At 63.7% G+C, this 16447-nt stretch carries 15 protein-coding genes; 7 read left to right on the forward strand and 8 right to left on the reverse strand.

The features are described from left to right. Positions 1-337: 337 nt before the first annotated feature. On the forward strand, positions 338-790 hold the full coding sequence (locus ATC00_RS29565; protein ID WP_037387508.1) for a host attachment protein: 453 nt from the start codon (positions 338-340) through the stop codon (positions 788-790). 6 nt (positions 791-796) lie between these two features. Here the strand turns inward: ATC00_RS29565 and mnmD are convergent, their stop codons facing one another. Then, a complete protein-coding gene (mnmD, locus tag ATC00_RS29570; RefSeq protein WP_037387506.1) occupies positions 797-1513 on the reverse strand; it encodes a tRNA (5-methylaminomethyl-2-thiouridine)(34)-methyltransferase MnmD in 717 nt (238 codons plus the stop codon). Between the two features lie 39 nt (positions 1514-1552). On the opposite strand from mnmD, the gene ATC00_RS29575 reads away from it, so the two are divergent. The 6 genes from ATC00_RS29575 (at position 1553) to uraH (ending at position 6013) form a co-directional block, all read left to right on the forward strand. Then, positions 1553-2683 carry an NAD(P)/FAD-dependent oxidoreductase gene (locus tag ATC00_RS29575; RefSeq protein WP_037387504.1) on the forward strand — a complete coding sequence of 377 codons (1131 nt, stop codon included), beginning with the start codon at positions 1553-1555 and terminating at the stop codon, positions 2681-2683. A 73-nt stretch (positions 2684-2756) separates the two neighbouring features. Continuing rightward, positions 2757-3557, forward strand: coding sequence for a DUF1045 domain-containing protein (locus ATC00_RS29580; protein ID WP_064255379.1), 801 nt, complete (start codon positions 2757-2759; stop codon positions 3555-3557). Positions 3558-3633: 76 nt separating this feature from the next. Then, complete coding sequence (puuE, locus tag ATC00_RS29585) at positions 3634-4563, forward strand: allantoinase PuuE (protein WP_037387502.1); 930 nt, start codon at positions 3634-3636, stop codon at positions 4561-4563. Beyond that, a complete protein-coding gene (gene uraD, locus ATC00_RS29590) occupies positions 4563-5066 on the forward strand; it encodes a 2-oxo-4-hydroxy-4-carboxy-5-ureidoimidazoline decarboxylase (protein WP_064255380.1) in 504 nt (167 codons plus the stop codon). The genes puuE and uraD overlap by 1 nt, the downstream gene beginning before the upstream one ends. A 72-nt stretch (positions 5067-5138) precedes the next feature. Further along, positions 5139-5654 carry an ureidoglycolate lyase gene (locus ATC00_RS29595; RefSeq protein WP_037387500.1) on the forward strand — a complete coding sequence of 172 codons (516 nt, stop codon included), beginning with the start codon at positions 5139-5141 and terminating at the stop codon, positions 5652-5654. Continuing rightward, positions 5651-6013, forward strand: coding sequence for a hydroxyisourate hydrolase (gene uraH, locus ATC00_RS29600; protein ID WP_037387498.1), 363 nt, complete (start codon positions 5651-5653; stop codon positions 6011-6013). Before ATC00_RS29595 ends, uraH begins: the two co-directional genes overlap by 4 nt. Positions 6014-6043: 30 nt before the next feature. Here uraH and ATC00_RS29605 read toward each other — a convergent pair whose 3' ends face one another. The 7 genes from ATC00_RS29605 to ATC00_RS29645 all read right to left on the reverse strand — a co-directional run bounded on the left by ATC00_RS29605 (position 6044) and on the right by ATC00_RS29645 (position 16197). Continuing rightward, complete coding sequence (locus ATC00_RS29605) at positions 6044-7189, reverse strand: alpha-hydroxy acid oxidase (RefSeq protein ID WP_064255381.1); 1146 nt, start codon at positions 7187-7189, stop codon at positions 6044-6046. Between the two features lie 102 nt (positions 7190-7291). Continuing rightward, positions 7292-8608, reverse strand: a complete 1317-nt coding sequence (gene guaD, locus ATC00_RS29610) for a guanine deaminase (protein WP_064255382.1) — start codon at positions 8606-8608, stop codon at positions 7292-7294. Continuing rightward, positions 8605-9837, reverse strand: a complete 1233-nt coding sequence (puuD, locus tag ATC00_RS29615; protein ID WP_064255383.1) for a urate hydroxylase PuuD — start codon at positions 9835-9837, stop codon at positions 8605-8607. Before puuD ends, guaD begins: the two co-directional genes overlap by 4 nt. Positions 9838-9992: 155 nt before the next feature. After that, the gene (locus ATC00_RS29620) at positions 9993-10901 is read right to left on the reverse strand and encodes a LysR substrate-binding domain-containing protein (protein WP_037387490.1); all 909 of its coding nucleotides are present in this window, start codon (positions 10899-10901) and stop codon (positions 9993-9995) included. A 463-nt stretch (positions 10902-11364) separates the two neighbouring features. After that, positions 11365-13704: a xanthine dehydrogenase molybdopterin binding subunit gene (gene xdhB / locus ATC00_RS29630; RefSeq protein WP_037387486.1), complete on the reverse strand. Its 2340-nt coding sequence runs from the start codon at positions 13702-13704 to the stop codon at positions 11365-11367. Between the two features lie 207 nt (positions 13705-13911). Next, positions 13912-15399 carry a xanthine dehydrogenase small subunit gene (gene xdhA, locus ATC00_RS29640; RefSeq protein ID WP_064255385.1) on the reverse strand — a complete coding sequence of 496 codons (1488 nt, stop codon included), beginning with the start codon at positions 15397-15399 and terminating at the stop codon, positions 13912-13914. Positions 15400-15420: 21 nt separating this feature from the next. Next, positions 15421-16197 carry a 3-hydroxybutyrate dehydrogenase gene (locus tag ATC00_RS29645; protein ID WP_037387481.1) on the reverse strand — a complete coding sequence of 259 codons (777 nt, stop codon included), beginning with the start codon at positions 16195-16197 and terminating at the stop codon, positions 15421-15423. Between the last annotated feature and the right edge of the window lie 250 nt (positions 16198-16447).

Genomic DNA, 16447 nt, shown 5'->3' on the forward strand with positions numbered 1-16447 from the left:
GGAAAGTTCGTCATGGCCAGGATCGGCCAAGCATCATGGATGAAAGCTTGCAGAACAGGCGCCGGAGCGTACAATTCTGCGGCTCGGCCCCCGGCATCTCGGCTAGGCCGGGTGCGCATATTGCAGGAATTGCGTGGTCCAGGTCGGCAGGAGCGGGAGCGATACGGGCCGGCGCCGAAACCCGGTTTCGATGCTCAGCTGTGCGTTCGCAACCAAGCCGTGTGACGCTGGACGAAAATGGATGCTCGGCGAATTGGGAACCTGACGCGGCTTCAGCCGTTCCTTCCCTTTAGTCTTCGCCGACCTATCTGCCAATCGAGACACAGGAGAGGAACCAGTGCGGAACCGGATTTGGATACTGGCAGCCGATGGCAATGCCGCGCGCATCGTCAAGGACGTCAACTTGCTGAAGGACGGGCATCAGCAGCCGGAGGTGGAATCCTACGAGATCGAGGCGAGGCGCGCTCAGGACATCATGGCCGACAAACCGGGCCGCAGCCATTCGTCGGTCGGACATGGCCGCTCGGCCATGGAATACAGCAGCGATCCGGTTCGCGAGGAACAGCACCGCTTCGCCGTCGAGATTGCCGGGAAGCTCGACCACTATGCGCTGGAAAACGCCTTCGAGAACCTGGTGATCTGCGCCGCGCCGAAAACTTTGGGCGACCTCAGGAAGCTGCTTTCCCACCAGGTCAAGGAAAAGACCGTCGCCGAGATCGACCGCAATTGCGTGGCGGTGCCGACCGAGCAACTGATCGCCACGGTCAAGTCGGTGGTCTTTCCCGGCTAGATTTCTTCAGGGCCTATCGCCGCGCAACATTTCGCGTTTGCCGGCAAAGCCCGGAAGGCGATCGACCGCGAACCCGGCCGCAGCGAGATTGCGACGGACGAAGCCTGCCGCCGCATAGGTGGCGAAGGTGCCGCCCCGGACGGTCTTGTCGAAGACCGCCTGCATGAGTTCCTGCGACCACATGTCGGGATTGCGGGACGGCGCGAAACCGTCGAGAAACCAGGCGTCGAAACTTTCCGGCAACTGGGCGACGCCCTCGAGCGCCGTGCCGCAGACCACGGTGAGACGCACGTCGTTGAAGTCGATGTCGATCCGGCGGGCACGCGTTTCGGGCCAATGGCCGACAAGCGCCCGGCGCTCGGCGTCGATCTCCGGCCAATGGGAAAGTGCCCGGTCGATCTCTTCGGCCCGCATCGGGAAGCGCTCGAAGGAGATGAAGTGTAGGCGGCCATCGGTGACCTGCGCCTCATTCCATTGCCGCCAGGTCTCACAGAAATTCAGGCCGGTGCCGAAGCCAAGCTCGCCGATCGTAAAGGCCGCACCTGCGCTCCAGCGCGCCGGCAGCCTGTTGCCCGAAAGAAAGACATGGCCGCATTCCAGCCGGCCGTCGGTGCGGCAGTAAAAGTGATCGCCAAATTCCACCGAATAGGGCATATCGCCGGCATGCCATTCAAGGCTTTGCTTTGCGGGCGGCTGGTGCTGGCGGAGATCGGTCTCTGTCATGGCGATGGCGATAGACTTGCGGCCGGATAAGGTCAATCGATGAGCGAAGTTTTGATCGTTGGCGGCGGAATCATGGGGCTCTGGGCGGCGCTCATGGCCGGCCGTGCCGGCATCGAGACGCGCCTCCTGGAGCGGAAGGCAATCGGTGCAGGCGCAAGCGGCGGCCTGCTCGGCGCGCTGATGCCGCACATGCCGGACCGCTGGAACGCCAAGAAACAGTTCCAGTTCGATGCGCTTGTTTCGCTGGAGGGCGAGATTGCCCGGCTCGAAGCCGAGACTGGTTTTTCGGCGGGCTATCGCCGCTCGGGCCGGATCATGCCGCTCGGCAGGGAGCATCTGCGCAATATCGCGCGTGGCCACGAGCAGGACGCCGAGCAGCACTGGTTTGCGGGTAACCGGCGGTTTCATTGGCACGTCAGTGACGCCGGTACCGACGGTTGGCCGGCGGCGGATGCAGCACCCTTCGGCCTCGTCCACGACACGCTTGCCGCACGCGTGGCGCCGCGCAAGCTGCTGGCAACGCTTAGGGCCGCGCTCAGCGCATTTCCTCATGTCCAGATCGAAGAGGGTGTCGACGTTTCGTCGATCGACCCGCGCCGCGGCAGGCTTTCACTCCTCGATGGCCGCGAGGTGACTTTCGGGCATTGCGTCCTCGCCGCCGGAGCCGCGAGTTTTCCGTTGATCGACCGGTTGGCGGAGCGGCCGCAGGCGACGAGCGGCTGCGCCGTCAAGGGGCAGGCGGCGCTGCTCCGAGCCGATGTCGATCCCGCCGCGCCGATCATTTTCACCGACGGCCTCTACATCGTTCCGCATGAAACCGGCCATGTGGCCGTCGGCAGCACCAGCGAGAACCAATTCGTCGAGCCCTTCTCGACGGACGCGCAACTGGATGCGCTGATCGAACGCGCTGCCGCACTCGCCCCGCTGCTGCGAAATGCGCCGGTGATCGAGCGCTGGGCCGGCCTGCGCCCCAAGGCGGCCGGCCGGGAGCCGATGGTCGGCCGCCATCCGGGATGTGAGAGGCTGTCGGTGCTGACGGGCGGTTTCAAGGTCAGTTTTGGAATGGCGCATATCCTGGCGGGCTGCGTCATCGACGAGTTTGCCGGGCGCAGGAGCGTCGAACTGCCGCAATCCTTCCGGTGCGAAACCCATATCGCGGCACTGCAATAGCCCCCATTCCGCTTCGTCAATCTGTCACGCAAATCACCTAAGAGGCGGGTATCGAGAATTTCGGAGCCTTGCAATGCGGTACGCCATTTGTTTTACGCCGGCGATGGGAGACCCGCTGTCCGCGGCGGCGGCGAGTTGGCTCGGCCGCAGCGTCTATTCGGGCGAGCCGGTCGAGCCGCCGCCGATCGCCGGCCTTCGCGTTTCGGAGATCGCCTTCCACACGGCAGTTCCGCGCCGCTTCGGCTTCCACGCGATGATCATGGCGCCGTTCCGCCTCGCCGAAGACGCCGATGAGGCGCAGCTGCTGAGGAGCCTGATGCACTTCACCAGCGCCGAGACGCCGTTCGCGATCGAGCGGCTGGAGGTGGCGCGCCTCGGCCAATGCCTAGGCTTGACGCCGACGGTGCCGAGCCATGCGATGCATATGCTCGCCGCGCGGGTTCTGCAGGCGTTCGGCCGATTCCGGGCGCCGCTCAGTGAGGATGAAATCGAACGTTCCGATCCCGACCGGTTGACTGCCCCGCAATTTTCCAATCTGCATCGCTGGGGGGATCCCTTCGTGATGGAGGAGTACCGCTTCCATATGAAGCTCACCGGTCCCCTGAGTGCCGAAGCCGGACGGGGCCTCGAGGCGCCGTTGCGCGAAGTCTTTGAACCGCATCTGACGAGGCCGCTCGCAGTCGAAAGCCTCGCTTTGTTCGTCGAAGCGGAGAAGGGCGCGCCGATGCGCGTCCATTCCCAGCATCCCCTCGGCAAGATTTCCGTCCGTCCACGGAGCGAAAGGACGGTTCGGTCCGCGGCGCAGCACCAGTCATCGGGTGACATTGGAGGCCCGTTGTCACTCCTCGCCAATTCCGTTTCGGCAATCCGCTAACCTCCTTTAGCCCGCCATTTTCATCTCGACAATCCGTTGCGCGGTGCTACCGTCTCGGAAAATCGAAGGTGATTTCATGGCCGAGACTTCCTATCCGCGCGACCTCGTTGGCTATGGGCGCAGGCCGCCCCACCCGCATTGGCCGGGCGATGCGCGCATCGCCGTACAGTTCGTCCTCAATTATGAGGAGGGCGGCGAAAGCTGCATTCTCGATGGCGACCCGGCATCCGAGTGCCTGCTGTCGGAGATCGTCGGCGCGCAGCCCTGGGCGGGTCAGCGAAACCTCAATATGGAATCCCTCTACGAATACGGCGCGCGGGCCGGTTTCTGGCGCCTGTGGCGGATGTTCACGAGCCGTGGCGTGACGCTGACGGTCTATGGCGTGACGCTCGCCATGGCCCGCAACCCCGAGGCGGTCGCGGCGATGAAGGAGGCCGGCTGGGAGATCGCCAGCCACGGGCTGCGCTGGCTCGAATACAGGGATTTTCCGGAGGAGGTCGAGCGCGAGCACATTCGGGAGGTGGTGCGGCTCCATACGGAACTGACGGGCGAGCGGCCGCTCGGCATCTATCAGGGCAAGCCTTCGGTCAACACGCTGAAGCTGGTGCTGGAGGAGGGCGGCTTCCTCTATTCCTGCGATTCCTATGGGGACGAACTTCCCTATTGGGTCCCGGGGCTGACACCCGATAAGCCGCATCTCATCATCCCCTACACGCTCGACGCCAATGACATGCGCTTTGCCACCAATCAGGGCTTCAATTCCGGAGACCAGTTCTTCACCTACCTCAAGGACACGTTCGACGTGCTTTATGAGGAGGGCAAGGAGGGCAGCCCAAAGATGATGAATGTCGGCCTGCATTGCCGCCTCGTCGGCCGGCCCGGCCGGGCGGCGGCGCTTGCCCGCTTCATCGACTACGTCCTGTCGCACGACAAGGTGTGGGTGCCGCGGCGCATCGATATCGCCCGCCACTGGTATGAACACCACGGACCGGAGGGATTGCGCTGATGTCGGAACGCGAGGATTTCGTTCGCCGTTTCGGCGGTATCTTCGAGCATTCGCCCTGGGTGGCGGAGCGCGCGTTCGATCATGCCGCCTCGTCGGGATTGACGGCCGGCAACGTCCATTCGGCGCTCTGCAACGCCTTTCGCGCGGCGTCGCCCGCAGAACGTCTGGCGGTCCTGCGCGCCCATCCCGATCTCGCCGGCAAGCTCGCCATTGCAGGCAAGCTCACCGCCGACTCGACATCCGAACAGGCATCGGCGGGCCTCGACCGGCTCTCGCCGGAAGAGCACGCGCGCTTCACGGAGTTCAACGCCGCCTATGCCAGGAAATTCGGCTTCCCCTTCATCATCGCGGTGAAGGGGCTGACGAAGGCGGAAATACTCGCTGCATTCGAGCAGCGGATTGACAATTCCGCGGAAGAGGAATTTGAAACGGCCTGCGCGCAGGTGGAGCGGATCGCCCGGCTGCGGCTCAGTTCCATGCTTCCGGGAGATGACAATGCCTGACAAGACCGTTCTGCCCGCTGGCGCCGCCGCGCGCCCGGGTCTCCATGGCCGGAGAGCCGGGACCCGGGCCTGATGTCGCATCTCCTTTCGATCGAGCCCCTGACGAAGGAGGCGTTCGCCCCGTTCGGCAGCGTCATCGAGGCCGACCCCGCGTCGGCGCGACTGATCAATGGCGGCAATACCGAGCGGTTTCATGCGCTTGCCGAGGCCGACGTGGTCGGGGAGGGCGCCCGGGTGATCATCAACATCTTTCGCGGCCAGCCGCGGAGCTTTCCCTACAGCATAGCCATGATGGAGCGCCACCCGTTCGGCAGCCAGAGTTTTTCGCCGCTTCACGATCGGCTTTGGCTCGCGGTTGTCGCCGAGGATGAGGGCGGACGCCCGGGCAGGCCGCGGGTGTTCCTGGCAGGCGGCCGGCAGGGGGTCAATTATGGCCGCAACGTCTGGCATCATCCGCTGATGACGGTCGATGCGGCCAGCGATTTCCTCGTTGTCGATCGCGGCGGGCCGGGCAACAATCTCGAGGAATTCTTCTATGAGGAGCCCTTTGTCATCCTCGATCCGTTTTCGAAGGAGAGCACGCGATGAGCAGGACCGGTCGTCTGACGACCCATGTTCTCGACACCGCACTCGGCAAGCCGGCAGAGAACCTGCGCATCGACCTCTATCGGCTGGACGGCGAGGAGCGGCAGTTGATCCGCACGGTGCGCACGAACAGCGACGGCCGGGTCGATGGGCCGCTTGCGGAGGGCGAGGCCTTCCAAGCGGGACAATACGAACTGGTGTTTCACGCCGGCGACTATCTGCGTACGGCCGGTGTGGCGCTTGTCGAGCCGGCCTTCCTCGACCTCATCCCGTTGCGGTTCGGAATCGCCGACGCCGCCAGCCACTACCACGTGCCGCTGCTGCTCTCGCCCTACGGCTATTCGACCTATCGCGGCAGCTAAGCCGCATCAGCGGGCACTACGCTTGGCGCGTCACCTTGCGTAATCGGCGAGGACGTCGCGACCCACATCGGCGATGTTGCGCTTGCCGCAGAGCGCCATGGTGATGTCCATCTCCTTGCGGATGATGTCGAGCGCCAGGGTCACGCCATCCTTCCCCATTGCCCCGAGGCCATAGAGGAACGGGCGGCCGATGAAGGTGCCCTTGGCTCCAAGGGCGACTGCCTTCAGCACGTCCTGTCCGGAGCGGATGCCGCCATCGAGATGGACCTCGATCTGATCGCCGACGGCGTCGATGATCTTTGGCAGCATGCTGATCGAGGACGGCGCCCCGTCGAGCTGGCGGCCGCCGTGATTCGAGACGATGATCGCGTCGGCGCCGGTTTTCGCCGCCATTTTCGCGTCTTCCGGATCGAGGATGCCCTTCAGGATGAGCGGGCCGCCCCAGCGCTCCTTGATCCATTCGACGTCCTTCCAGGAAAGCTGCGGGTCGAACTGCTCGGCGGTCCAGGCATGAAGCGACGAGAGGTCGGTGACGCTCTTGGCATGGCCGACGATGTTGCGGAAGGTGCGCCGGTTCGTGCCGAGCATCTTCATGCACCAGCCTGGCCGCGTCGCCATCATCCAGAGATGCTTCGGGGTCATGCGCGGCGGCGCCGACAGGCCATTGCGGAGATCCTTGTGCCGCTGGCCGAGAATCTGCAGGTCGAGCGTCAGGACGAGGGCCGAGCATTTGGCCGCCTTGGCGCGGTCGATGAGGTTGAGCACGAATTCGCGCTCGCGCATGACATAAAGCTGAAACCAGAAGGGTTTCGTCGTCACCGAGGCGACGTCCTCGATCGAGCAGATGCTCATCGTCGACAGCGTGAAGGGAATGCCGTAGGCCTCCGCCGCCTGCGCGGCCAGCATCTCGCCGTCGGCATGCTGCATGCCCGTCAAACCCGTCGGTGCAAGTGCCACCGGCATCGAGACTTTCTGGCCGATCATCGTCGTTTCGAGCGACCGGTTGGTCATGTCGACCAGCACCCGCTGACGCAGCTTGATCTTGGTGAAATCCTCTTCGTTGGCCCGATAGGTGCCCTCCGTCCAGGCGCCGCTGTCGGCATAGTCGAAGAAGAGCTTCGGGACCCGCCGCCTGGCAAGCGCCTTGAGGTCGCTGATGTCGAGGATTTGCGTCATGGATCGCCCTCATCGAATGGAGATGACGGACGCCTTAACATCTTTTCAGAAGGGTTGTAATAGTAGCCTGAGGCAAGAGGTAAAAAAAATTGACCTCTTGCCTCAGGCGATGTCGAGCGTCGACTTGGCCGGCTTGCCTGCCACATAGGTCTCGACGATCGAGCGGTCGTCGCCCATCGTCTGAAGGAGGAAGAGCTCGTCGGCGAGCGAATTGACCACTTCGGCCCTGAGCGCCATAGCCGGTGTCGCCGCCATGTCGAGCACCGTGAGGTCGGCATCGCTGCCCGGTTCCAGCGTGCCGATGCGGTTCTCAAGCGAAAGCGCCTCGGCATTGCCGCGGGTCATCATGTAGAAGCTGTCGAAGGGGTTCAGCCGCTCGCCTTGCAACTGGACGACCTTGTAGGCCTCGTCGAGCGTCTTCAGCATCGAATAGCTGGTGCCGCCGCCGATGTCCGAGGCGACCGCGACGCGGACCGGTTTCGCTCGCCGCGTCAGGTCGTGGAGGGGAAACAGGCCGGAACCGAGAAAGAGGTTGGATGTCGGGCAGAAGACGGCGACCGAGCCGGTCTCGCTCATCGCATCGGCCTCGCGCTCGGAGAGATGGATGCAGTGACCGAAGAGGCTCTTGCGCCCGAGCAGGCCGTAGCGGGCATAGACGTCGGTATAATCCTTGGCTTCCGGATAGAGCTCGCAAGTGAAGGCGATTTCGTCGCGGTTTTCGGAGAGATGCGTTTGCACATGCAAGTCCGGAAACTCGCGGACCAGCGATTTTGCCGCCTCCATCTGCTCCGGCGTCGACGTGATGGCGAAGCGCGGGGTGATGGCGACATGGTTGCGGCCCCTGCCGTGCCAGTCGGCGATCACCGCCCGCGTCTCGTCATAGCTCATCTCAGGCGTGTCGAGCAGGCCCTGCGGCGCGTTGCGGTCCATCATCACCTTGCCGGCGACCATGCAGGTGCCGCGCCTGAGGCTCTCGGCGAAGAAGGCGTCGACGGACGCCTTGTGCACCGAACAATAGGCGGTTGCGGTCGTCGTGCCGTGGCGGACCATCTCGTCGAAGAAGTGCCGGGCGATCCGCTCGGCATGCGCGGTTTCGACGAAGCGGCATTCCTCCGGAAACGTGTAGGTGTTCAGCCATTCGAGCAGGTTGGCCGCGTAAGAAGCCATGACCTGCATCTGCGGGAAATGCAGATGCGTGTCGATGAAGCCCGGCACGATGAGGTGCGGCCGGTGATCGATCTCCTCCACCCCTTCCGGCGCTGCCGTATTTACAGTCGCGTAGGGGCCGCAAGCCTTGATTACGCCGTTCTCGACAAGGAGCGCGCCGTCGCTTTCATAGGCATAGGCGGCGCTGTCGTTGATGCTCTCCGGCGCGCGGTTGAAGCTCAATGTGCGGCCGCGGATCAGGGTGGATGTCATCGTGCCTCCCCGACGGCGCTCTCGAACCAGGCCGTCAGCAGCCTGCGTTCGTCCGCCGTCATATCGGTTATGTTGCCGGGCGGCATGGCGTGGCTGCGCCCGGCCTGGATATAGATTTCCCGCGCCAAAGCGGCAATCTCGGCGTCGCTCTCGAGCGTGATCCCCTTCGGGGCCCTGCCAATGCCTTCGTAAACAGGCTCGGCCGCGTGGCACATCGTACAGCGGGTCGCGATCGTGTCCTTGACGGCCGGGAAATGCGCATTCTCGGCAAACCGCACGAAGACGGGTGCGACCTCGGCCTGCTCTTCTCCGGTCAGCACCTTCGGAACGGTCGACAGCCACATGATCAGGATGAAGAGGATGGCAGTGGCGAGCCAGGTCCAGGTCGGCTTGCCCTTGCGCGCATGGGTGGTGTTGAACCAGTGGCGGATCGTCACGCCCATCAGGAACACCAGTGCGGCGATGACCCAGTTGAACGCCGTCGCGAAGGCGAGCGGATAGTGGTTTGACAACATGAAGAAAATGACGGGCAAGGTCAGATAGTTGTTGTGCAGCGAGCGCTGCTTTGCCTGGGCGCCGAGCCTCGGATCGGGCGTGCGCCCGGCGATCAGGTCGGCGACGACGATCTTCTGGTTGGGAATGATGATGAAGAAGACGTTGGCGGACATGATCGTCGCCGTGAAGGCGCCGAGATGCAGGAAGGCGGCGCGGCCGGTGAAGACCTGCGTGTAGCCCCAGGCCATCGCGACCAGCACCACGTAGAGAAGGGCCATCAGACCCCAAGTGTTTTTGCTGATCGGCGACTTGCAGAGGAGATCGTAAAAGACCCAGCCGACAGCGAGCGACGCAAGCGAGATCAAGATCGCCGTCGTTGCCGAGATGTCCAGCACATGCCGGTCGACGAGGAAGAGATCAGCGCCTCCGTAATAGACGATGCAGAGCATCGCGAAGCCGGAGAGCCAGGTGGAATAGGACTCCCATTTGAACCAGGTAAGATGCTCCGGCATCGTGGCGGGCGCCACCAGATACTTCTCGATATGGTAGAAGCCGCCGCCATGCACCTGCCATTCCTCGCCATAGGCGCCGGGTGGCAGGTGGTCGCGCTTAACTAGGCCGAGGTCGAGCGCGATGAAATAGAAGGACGAGCCGATCCAGGCTATGGCGGTCACCACATGCAGCCAGCGGACGGCAAAGGCAAGCCATTCCCAGGCGATGGCGAATTCGTACATTCAGGTCCCCTTTCTCTCCGGTGTCGCAGCTTGCGAGAAAAAGCCGGAGCGGGGAAGGGGTGACGTGTTCACTCGATGGTATTTCACCGCCAATGCCGGCGCTCTTGAAACCGATCCTTTTCCAAAAGGTTAGAGCGGCGCTCTCCGAAGCCGATTCATCGCTGGCCCGCAAGCTCGCCTGGATTGAGCTTGCCAAGGATCCAGTCGCGGAAGGCGCGGATCCTGGGGGTGTTGCGGCGGGCATAGGGATAAACCAGCCAATAGTCGTGACCATCGCTGCAGCGCAGCTCGAATGGCTGGTAAAGCCGCCCAAGGGCTACGTCGTCGCCATAGAATTCCGGCATCAGGATCGCGACGCCCTGGCCCGCGACCGCTGCCCGCGCCTCGAAGGCTTGGGCCCCGAGCCGGCTCGCCGGCCGGCCGGCCAGATCCGAGTCGTCGACGCCGGCGGCGCGGAACCATAACTGCCACCAGGGATCTCGCGGATCGATGATGCGGAGCTTCAGAAGGTCTCGCGGGGTGCGCACTTCGCCGATTGTCGCCGCTAGAGCGGGGCTGAGCATCGGGGTAAACTCCACCCGCATCAGCCGATGGCTGACAAGGCCCGGCCAATCGCCCGTGCCGGAGCGGATCGCCACGTCGACCGATTCCTTGTTGAAATCGATGATTGCGTCATTCGCCGCCAGACGTACGGCGATATTCGGGTGTGCAAGTTGGAACGTGCCGATCTCTCGGGCAAGCCATTGGGAGGCAAAGGTCGCCGTCGAGTTGATGAGCAGGGCCGTTTCCGTGTCGCCGCGCGCCGAGGCGACCGCGTCCTGCAGCAGTTCGAACGCTTCGGTCACCCTCGGCGACAGCCGCTGGCCCACCTCCGTCAGGGTGACCTGACGCGGCTTCCTCAGGAACAGCGGCTCGCCGACGTTCTCCTCGATGAGCTTGATCTGGTAGCTGACAGCCGTCTGGGTCATGCCGAGCTCCTCCCCGGCCCTGGTGAAGCTGCCGAGCCGGGCGGCCGCCTCGAAGACCCTCAGCGCATTCAGCGGGAACTGCTTCGACATCTTCATGGATAAGCTCTCTTGATGCATGCAGACGGATGTTCGATTGGAGTTCGAGCATCTTTGACGGCATGCTGCAAGTCAAGTTGACCGCTTTCGGAAGGTGCTTAGATGTCCTGCGATGTATTGGAATATGCTGAAAGAAAGCCGGTTCGCTCAGTGAGTGGAGCAATCCGGACAGTCGCCTCTGCCTTTCGTCGGATGAGAGGGCGGAGCTTGAAACTCGACCTCGAAACGACGTCCGACTACATGAAGAGAGATTTGGGTCTGATGGATTGGGACGTGCCGCGGCTGGAGGATGAAAGGCTCCGGTAGAGGCGAGTTGTCTGCCCCCATCCGGCCTGCCGGCCAGCTTCTCCCCGCAAGCGGGGCGAAGGGGACTCGCGGCGATGCTGCTCCAAGAAAAGCTCTCCCCATGCGCTCGCTTGCGGGGAGAGCGTCATGTGATGGGCAAAGGCTGTGGGTGCCCGCCTCACGCAAGCTGCTTCAACCGCTCCACCGCCATCAACACGCGCTCCGGCGTTGCCGGCGCATCGAGGCGGGGGCATTCGCGATAGTCGGAGACGCTGGCGACTGCCATCGACAGTGCTTCCAGCACCGAAATCGGCAGCATCAAGGGCGGCTCGCCCACCGCCTTGGAGCGGCCGATGGTCTTTTCGGCATTTTCCGACCATTCGGCCAGGCGCACATTGAAGACCTTCGGCCGGTCGGAGGCGAGCGGAATCTTGTAGGTCGAGGGGGCGTGTGTCCTCAACCGCCCCTTCTCGTCCCACCAGAGCTCCTCCGTCGTCAGCCAGCCCATGCCCTGCACGAAGCCGCCTTCGACTTGGCCGATGTCGATCGCTGGATTGAGCGAGCGGCCGACGTCGTGCAGCACGTCGACCCGATCGACCAAATATTCTCCGGTCAATGTGTCGATCGATACTTCCGAGACGGCCGCACCATAGGCGAAGTAGTAGAAGGGCGTGCCGCGTCCGGCGGCGCGGTCCCAGTGAATCTTCGGCGTCTTATAGAAGCCGGCGGCCGATAGTTGCACACGGGCAATATAGGCCTGGCCGATGAGTTCGGCGAAGGGCACGCGCTCTTCGCCGATCTTGACGTGGTTCTGCACGAAGCTGACATTGTCGGGGGTCGTCTGCCAGCGCTCGGCGGCGAAGGCGACGAGGCGTTCCTTGATCTGGCGGGCGGCGTCGAAGGCGGCCATGCCGTTCAGGTCGGAGCCCGAAGATGCGGCGGTTGCGGAGGTATTCGGCACCTTGCCGGTCGTCGTCGCGGTGATCTTCACCCGGTCGATATCGATCTGGAAACTATCGGCAAGAACCTGCGCCACCTTGGTGTTGAGGCCCTGGCCCATCTCGGTGCCGCCGTGGTTGAGATGGACCGAGCCGTCCGTGTAGATGTGAACGAGCGCGCCGGCCTGGTTGAGGTGCGTCAGCGTGAAGGAGATGCCGAACTTGACCGGCGTCAGGGCGATGCCCTTGCGGATCACCCGGCTCGTCCTGTTGAACTCGACGATGGCGGCCCGCCGCGCCTGGTAGTCGGCGCTCGCCTCCAACTCCTCGATGATCTGCGGGATGATGTTGTCATCGATCTTCTGGTGGTAGGGCGTGACGTTGCGTCCCGAATCCTTGTCGCCATAGAAGTTCAGCTTGCGGATTTCGAGCGGGTCCTTGCCGAGCGCATAGGCAACCTCCTCGATGATTCGCTCGCAGCCGACCATGCCCTGCGGCCCGCCGAAACCGCGAAAGGCGGTGTTGGAAACCGTATTGGTTTTCAAGGGTTGCGAGGTCAACTTCACATGCGGATAGAAGTAGGCGTTGTCGGCATGGAAGAGGGCTCGGTCGGTCACCGGCCCGGAAAGATCGGCGGAGAAACCGCAGCGCGCGGCATAGGTCGCCTGCACTGCCAGGATGTTCCCGGCATCATCGAAGCCAACGTCGTAATCGACGAGAAAGTCGTGGCGCTTGCCGGTGGCCATCATGTCGTCGTCGCGGTCAGGCCGGAACTTGACGGCCCGGCGGAGCTTGCGCGCGGCGACGGCGGCGAGGGCGGCGAACTGGTTGCCCTGCGTTTCCTTGCCGCCGAAGCCGCCACCCATACGGCGGACGTTCACAGTGACGGCGTTCGACGGGACGCCGAGCACCTGCGCGACCATATGCTGGATTTCGCTCGGATGCTGGGTCGAGACCCAGACGGTCATGTCGTCATCCTCGCCCGGAATGGCGAGCGCGATGTGCCCTTCCAGGTAGAAATGCTCCTGGCCGCCGATCCGCATTTTGCCCCTGAGCCGGCGTGGTGCGCGCTCCAGTTCGCCCTCCGCGTCGCCGCGCTGCAGGGTCAATGGCGGGGTGACCAGTTCTCCGCCTCCGGCCATTGCATCGGCGACATCGATCCTGTGCGGCAGGTCGCGATAGGTGATCTTCGCCAGCCGCGCTGCGCGGCGGGCAATGTCGCGCGTCTCGGCAATTACCGCGAAGGCCGGCTGTCCATGAAACTGCACGCGGCCGTCGGCGAGCACCGGCTCGTCGTGCAGGTGCGTGGAACTGATGTCGTTCGAATGCGGCATGTCTTTTGCGGTCAGCACCGAGACGACGCCCGGGAGGGCGGCGACCGCGGAGAGGTCCATTTCGAGGATTTCCGCATGGGCACGGTCGGTGAGGCCAAGGGCGCCGTGTAAGGTGCCGGCGGGTTCCGGCATGTCGTCGATATAGTCGGCGGTCCCGGCGACGTGCTTGTGGGCGCTGTCGTGGCGCAGCTCGGCGTGCATGGGGCCGGCGATGGTTTGGGGGTCTTCGAAGGTGGACTTATCCATGCCGGTGGTCCCTTTCGAAGAAGTCGCCCCTCATCCGCCTGCCGGCACCTTCTCCCCGCAAAGCGGGCAGAAGGGACGCTGTGGCACCGTCGTCCTTCCTGCGTTTTGCCAAGTGGAGGACAGCGAGGCGCTCGTCCCCTCTCCCCGCGCGCGGGGAGAGGGCTAGGGTGAGGGGCAATCTCCAGCTATGAACCTCGAAGCCAACGCTCATGCCACATACTCGAAACGCTGAAGCTGCGCCTTTTCGCCGACGCTCTCCAGGAAAAAGCGCATCAGCAGGTTCTTTGCCGCCAGCATGCGATAGGCGCTGCTGGCGCGCCAGTCGGTTATCGGTTGGAAATCCGTTTCGAAGGCCGCCTGGGCTGCGCGTACCGTATCCTCTGTCCAGGGCTCGCCGATTAGCGCGGCCTCGATGGCCTTCGCCCGCTTCGGCGTTGCCGCCATGCCGCCAAAGGCGATGCGGGCGGTCTTCACCCGGGCGCGCTCGAGCGAGATCAGGAAGGCGCCGAGCAAAGCGGAGATATCCTCGTCGCGGCGCTTCGTCACCTTGTAGGCAGCAAACCGGTCGCCCGCCGGCAGCGCCGGGGCGAAGATGCTCTCGACGAATTCGCCGGGCCCGCGGTCCTGCTTGCCATAGGCAATGAAGAAATCCTCGAGCGGCAGCGAGCGCGTGCCGTCCTTCGAGCGCAGGGTGACCGTTGCGCCGAGAGCGATCAATGGCGGCGGGCTGTCGCCGATCGGCGAGCCGTTGGCGATGTTGCCGCCGATCGTTCCCATGTTGCGCACCTGCTCGCCGCCGATGCGGTCGAGAAGCCCGCCGAAGCTGGGATATGCCGAGGAAAGGGCTTCGAAGGCCGCCGTGTAGCTGACGCCGGCGCCGATGGTCAGACCGGCTTCGGAGGTTTCGATCCGCTGCAAGTCGGCGATGCCGCCGATGAACACTGCTGGGCTGATCGGGCGCATCTGCTTCGTCACCCAGAGGCCGACATCGGTCGAACCCGAGACGATCGTGGCATCGGGATTTTCGGCCAACACCGACGCGAGGCCGGCTGCATCCGCCGGTACGACAAGACAGTCCTCGCCGTTGCGGATGACGATCGTTTCCGTCGCCTGGAGCGCCTTGAGGCGGGCCGCCACCTTCTCCCGTGTCCGCGTGATCGGATCGAAAATCGCCGAGGGTCGCTCCTTGGCGGCGGCTTCGGCCGCCCGCACGATCGGCTCGTAACCGGTGCAGCGACAGAGATTGCCCTGCAGCGCCTTTTCAATCGCGGCACGGCTCGGATTGTCGTTCGTCAGCCACAGCCCATAGAGCGACATGACGATGCCGGGCGTGCAGAAACCGCATTGCGAACCGTGATAATCCACCATCGCCTGCTGCACCGGATGCAGCGTGCCATCGCCTGCCGCCAGATGCTCGACGGTGACGACATGCGTGGCGTTGAGCGAACCGACGAAGCGGATGCAGGCGTTGACGGTTTCATAGACGAGGCTTTCATCGTCTTTGGCGTCGCCGGCAAGCTGGCCAATGAGCACGGTGCAGGCGCCGCAATCGCCCTCGGCGCAGCCTTCCTTGGTGCCGGTGAGGCGGCGTTGAAGCCTGAGGAAGTCGAGCAATGTGTCTGTCGGCGCAACGTCCGAGAGTGCGATCTCCGTATCGTTCAGGATGAAGCGGATGCTGTCGGATGCCTGGGTCATCACGTCCTTCTCGATCCCGCCCTATTGCGCCGTCCAGCCGCCATCCATCGAGACATGGGTGCCGGTGATTTGCGCCGCATCGTCGCTTGCAAGGTAAAGCGCCAGTGAGGCCACTTGCTCGACGGTTATGAACTTCTTGGTCGGCTGGCCCTTGAGCATCACCTCGTTGATCACCTGCTCCTCGGTGATGCCGCGCGTTCTTGCCTGGTCCGGGATCTGCTTTTCGACGAGCGGCGTCAGCACGTAGCCGGGGCAGATCGAGTTGACGGTGATGCCGTTTTCCGCAACCTCCAACGCCACCGTCTTCGTGAGCCCCATGATACCATGCTTGGCCGCCACATAGGCGGACTTGAAGGGTGAGGCGACGAGGCCGTGCGCCGAGGCGATGTTGACGATGCGGCCCCAGCCCTTCTCTTTCATGGCGGGGATCGCCGCCTGGATCGTGTGGAAGGAGGAGGAGAGATTGATGGCGATGATCCGGTCCCATTGCTCGACGGGAAAATCCTCGATCTTTTCGACGAATTGCACGCCGGCATTGTTGACGAGGATGTCGGTGCCGCCGAAGCGCGCGGTGGCGGTCGCCATCAGGTCGGCGATCTCGGCCGGTTTCGTCATGTCGGCCGGGTGATGGAGGACGGCGCCGGCGCCGAGGCTGGCGACCTCGTCCGTCACCATCCTGATCTCGTCCGCCGTACCAAAGCCGTTCAGCACGATATTGGCGCCGGTCTTCGCGAAGGACTTGGCGATGGCCAGCCCGATGCCGCTCGTCGAACCCGTTATGACCGCTGTCTTCGTCATTCTCGATCTCTCCCTCGGCGCTCAACCGCCATCTTTCGGCATTCGGACGACGCGCGATACGGTGCCGTCATGTTACCCGCTTGCGCGCACGTTTTGCGATGCAATAGCCGCAGCCTACGCGCAAAAGCGCAGCGGTGACAATTGCGTTTTTCGGTCGGCGACGCAGAGTTTGCTGCCCTTCTGAACAGGACGTCGGAGTTGCGGTTTGTTTTCGTTTGACATTCGTTTAACCGTCGTATTGAAGTCTTTC

The sequence above is a fragment of the Sinorhizobium americanum genome (assembly GCF_001651855.1).
GTDB classification, from domain to species: domain Bacteria; phylum Pseudomonadota; class Alphaproteobacteria; order Rhizobiales; family Rhizobiaceae; genus Sinorhizobium; species Sinorhizobium americanum.

What these genes read in the sequence shown, in the direction of transcription:
- guaD (WP_064255382.1), bottom strand. Translation starts at nt 8,608, where the DNA reads ATGACATCCACCCTGATCCGCGGCCGCACATTGAGCTTCAACCGCGCG.
- ATC00_RS29645 (WP_037387481.1), bottom strand. Translation starts at nt 16,197, where the DNA reads ATGACGAAGACAGCGGTCATAACGGGTTCGACGAGCGGCATCGGGCTG.
- ATC00_RS29575 (WP_037387504.1), top strand. Translation starts at nt 1,553, where the DNA reads ATGAGCGAAGTTTTGATCGTTGGCGGCGGAATCATGGGGCTCTGGGCG.
- uraH (WP_037387498.1), top strand. Translation starts at nt 5,651, where the DNA reads ATGAGCAGGACCGGTCGTCTGACGACCCATGTTCTCGACACCGCACTC.
- uraD (WP_064255380.1), top strand. Translation starts at nt 4,563, where the DNA reads ATGTCGGAACGCGAGGATTTCGTTCGCCGTTTCGGCGGTATCTTCGAG.
- puuD (WP_064255383.1), bottom strand. Translation starts at nt 9,837, where the DNA reads ATGTACGAATTCGCCATCGCCTGGGAATGGCTTGCCTTTGCCGTCCGC.
- mnmD (WP_037387506.1), bottom strand. Translation starts at nt 1,513, where the DNA reads ATGACAGAGACCGATCTCCGCCAGCACCAGCCGCCCGCAAAGCAAAGC.
- xdhA (WP_064255385.1), bottom strand. Translation starts at nt 15,399, where the DNA reads ATGACCCAGGCATCCGACAGCATCCGCTTCATCCTGAACGATACGGAG.
- puuE (WP_037387502.1), top strand. Translation starts at nt 3,634, where the DNA reads ATGGCCGAGACTTCCTATCCGCGCGACCTCGTTGGCTATGGGCGCAGG.
- xdhB (WP_037387486.1), bottom strand. Translation starts at nt 13,704, where the DNA reads ATGGATAAGTCCACCTTCGAAGACCCCCAAACCATCGCCGGCCCCATG.
- ATC00_RS29620 (WP_037387490.1), bottom strand. Translation starts at nt 10,901, where the DNA reads ATGAAGATGTCGAAGCAGTTCCCGCTGAATGCGCTGAGGGTCTTCGAG.
- ATC00_RS29595 (WP_037387500.1), top strand. Translation starts at nt 5,139, where the DNA reads ATGTCGCATCTCCTTTCGATCGAGCCCCTGACGAAGGAGGCGTTCGCC.
- ATC00_RS29580 (WP_064255379.1), top strand. Translation starts at nt 2,757, where the DNA reads ATGCGGTACGCCATTTGTTTTACGCCGGCGATGGGAGACCCGCTGTCC.
- ATC00_RS29605 (WP_064255381.1), bottom strand. Translation starts at nt 7,189, where the DNA reads ATGACGCAAATCCTCGACATCAGCGACCTCAAGGCGCTTGCCAGGCGG.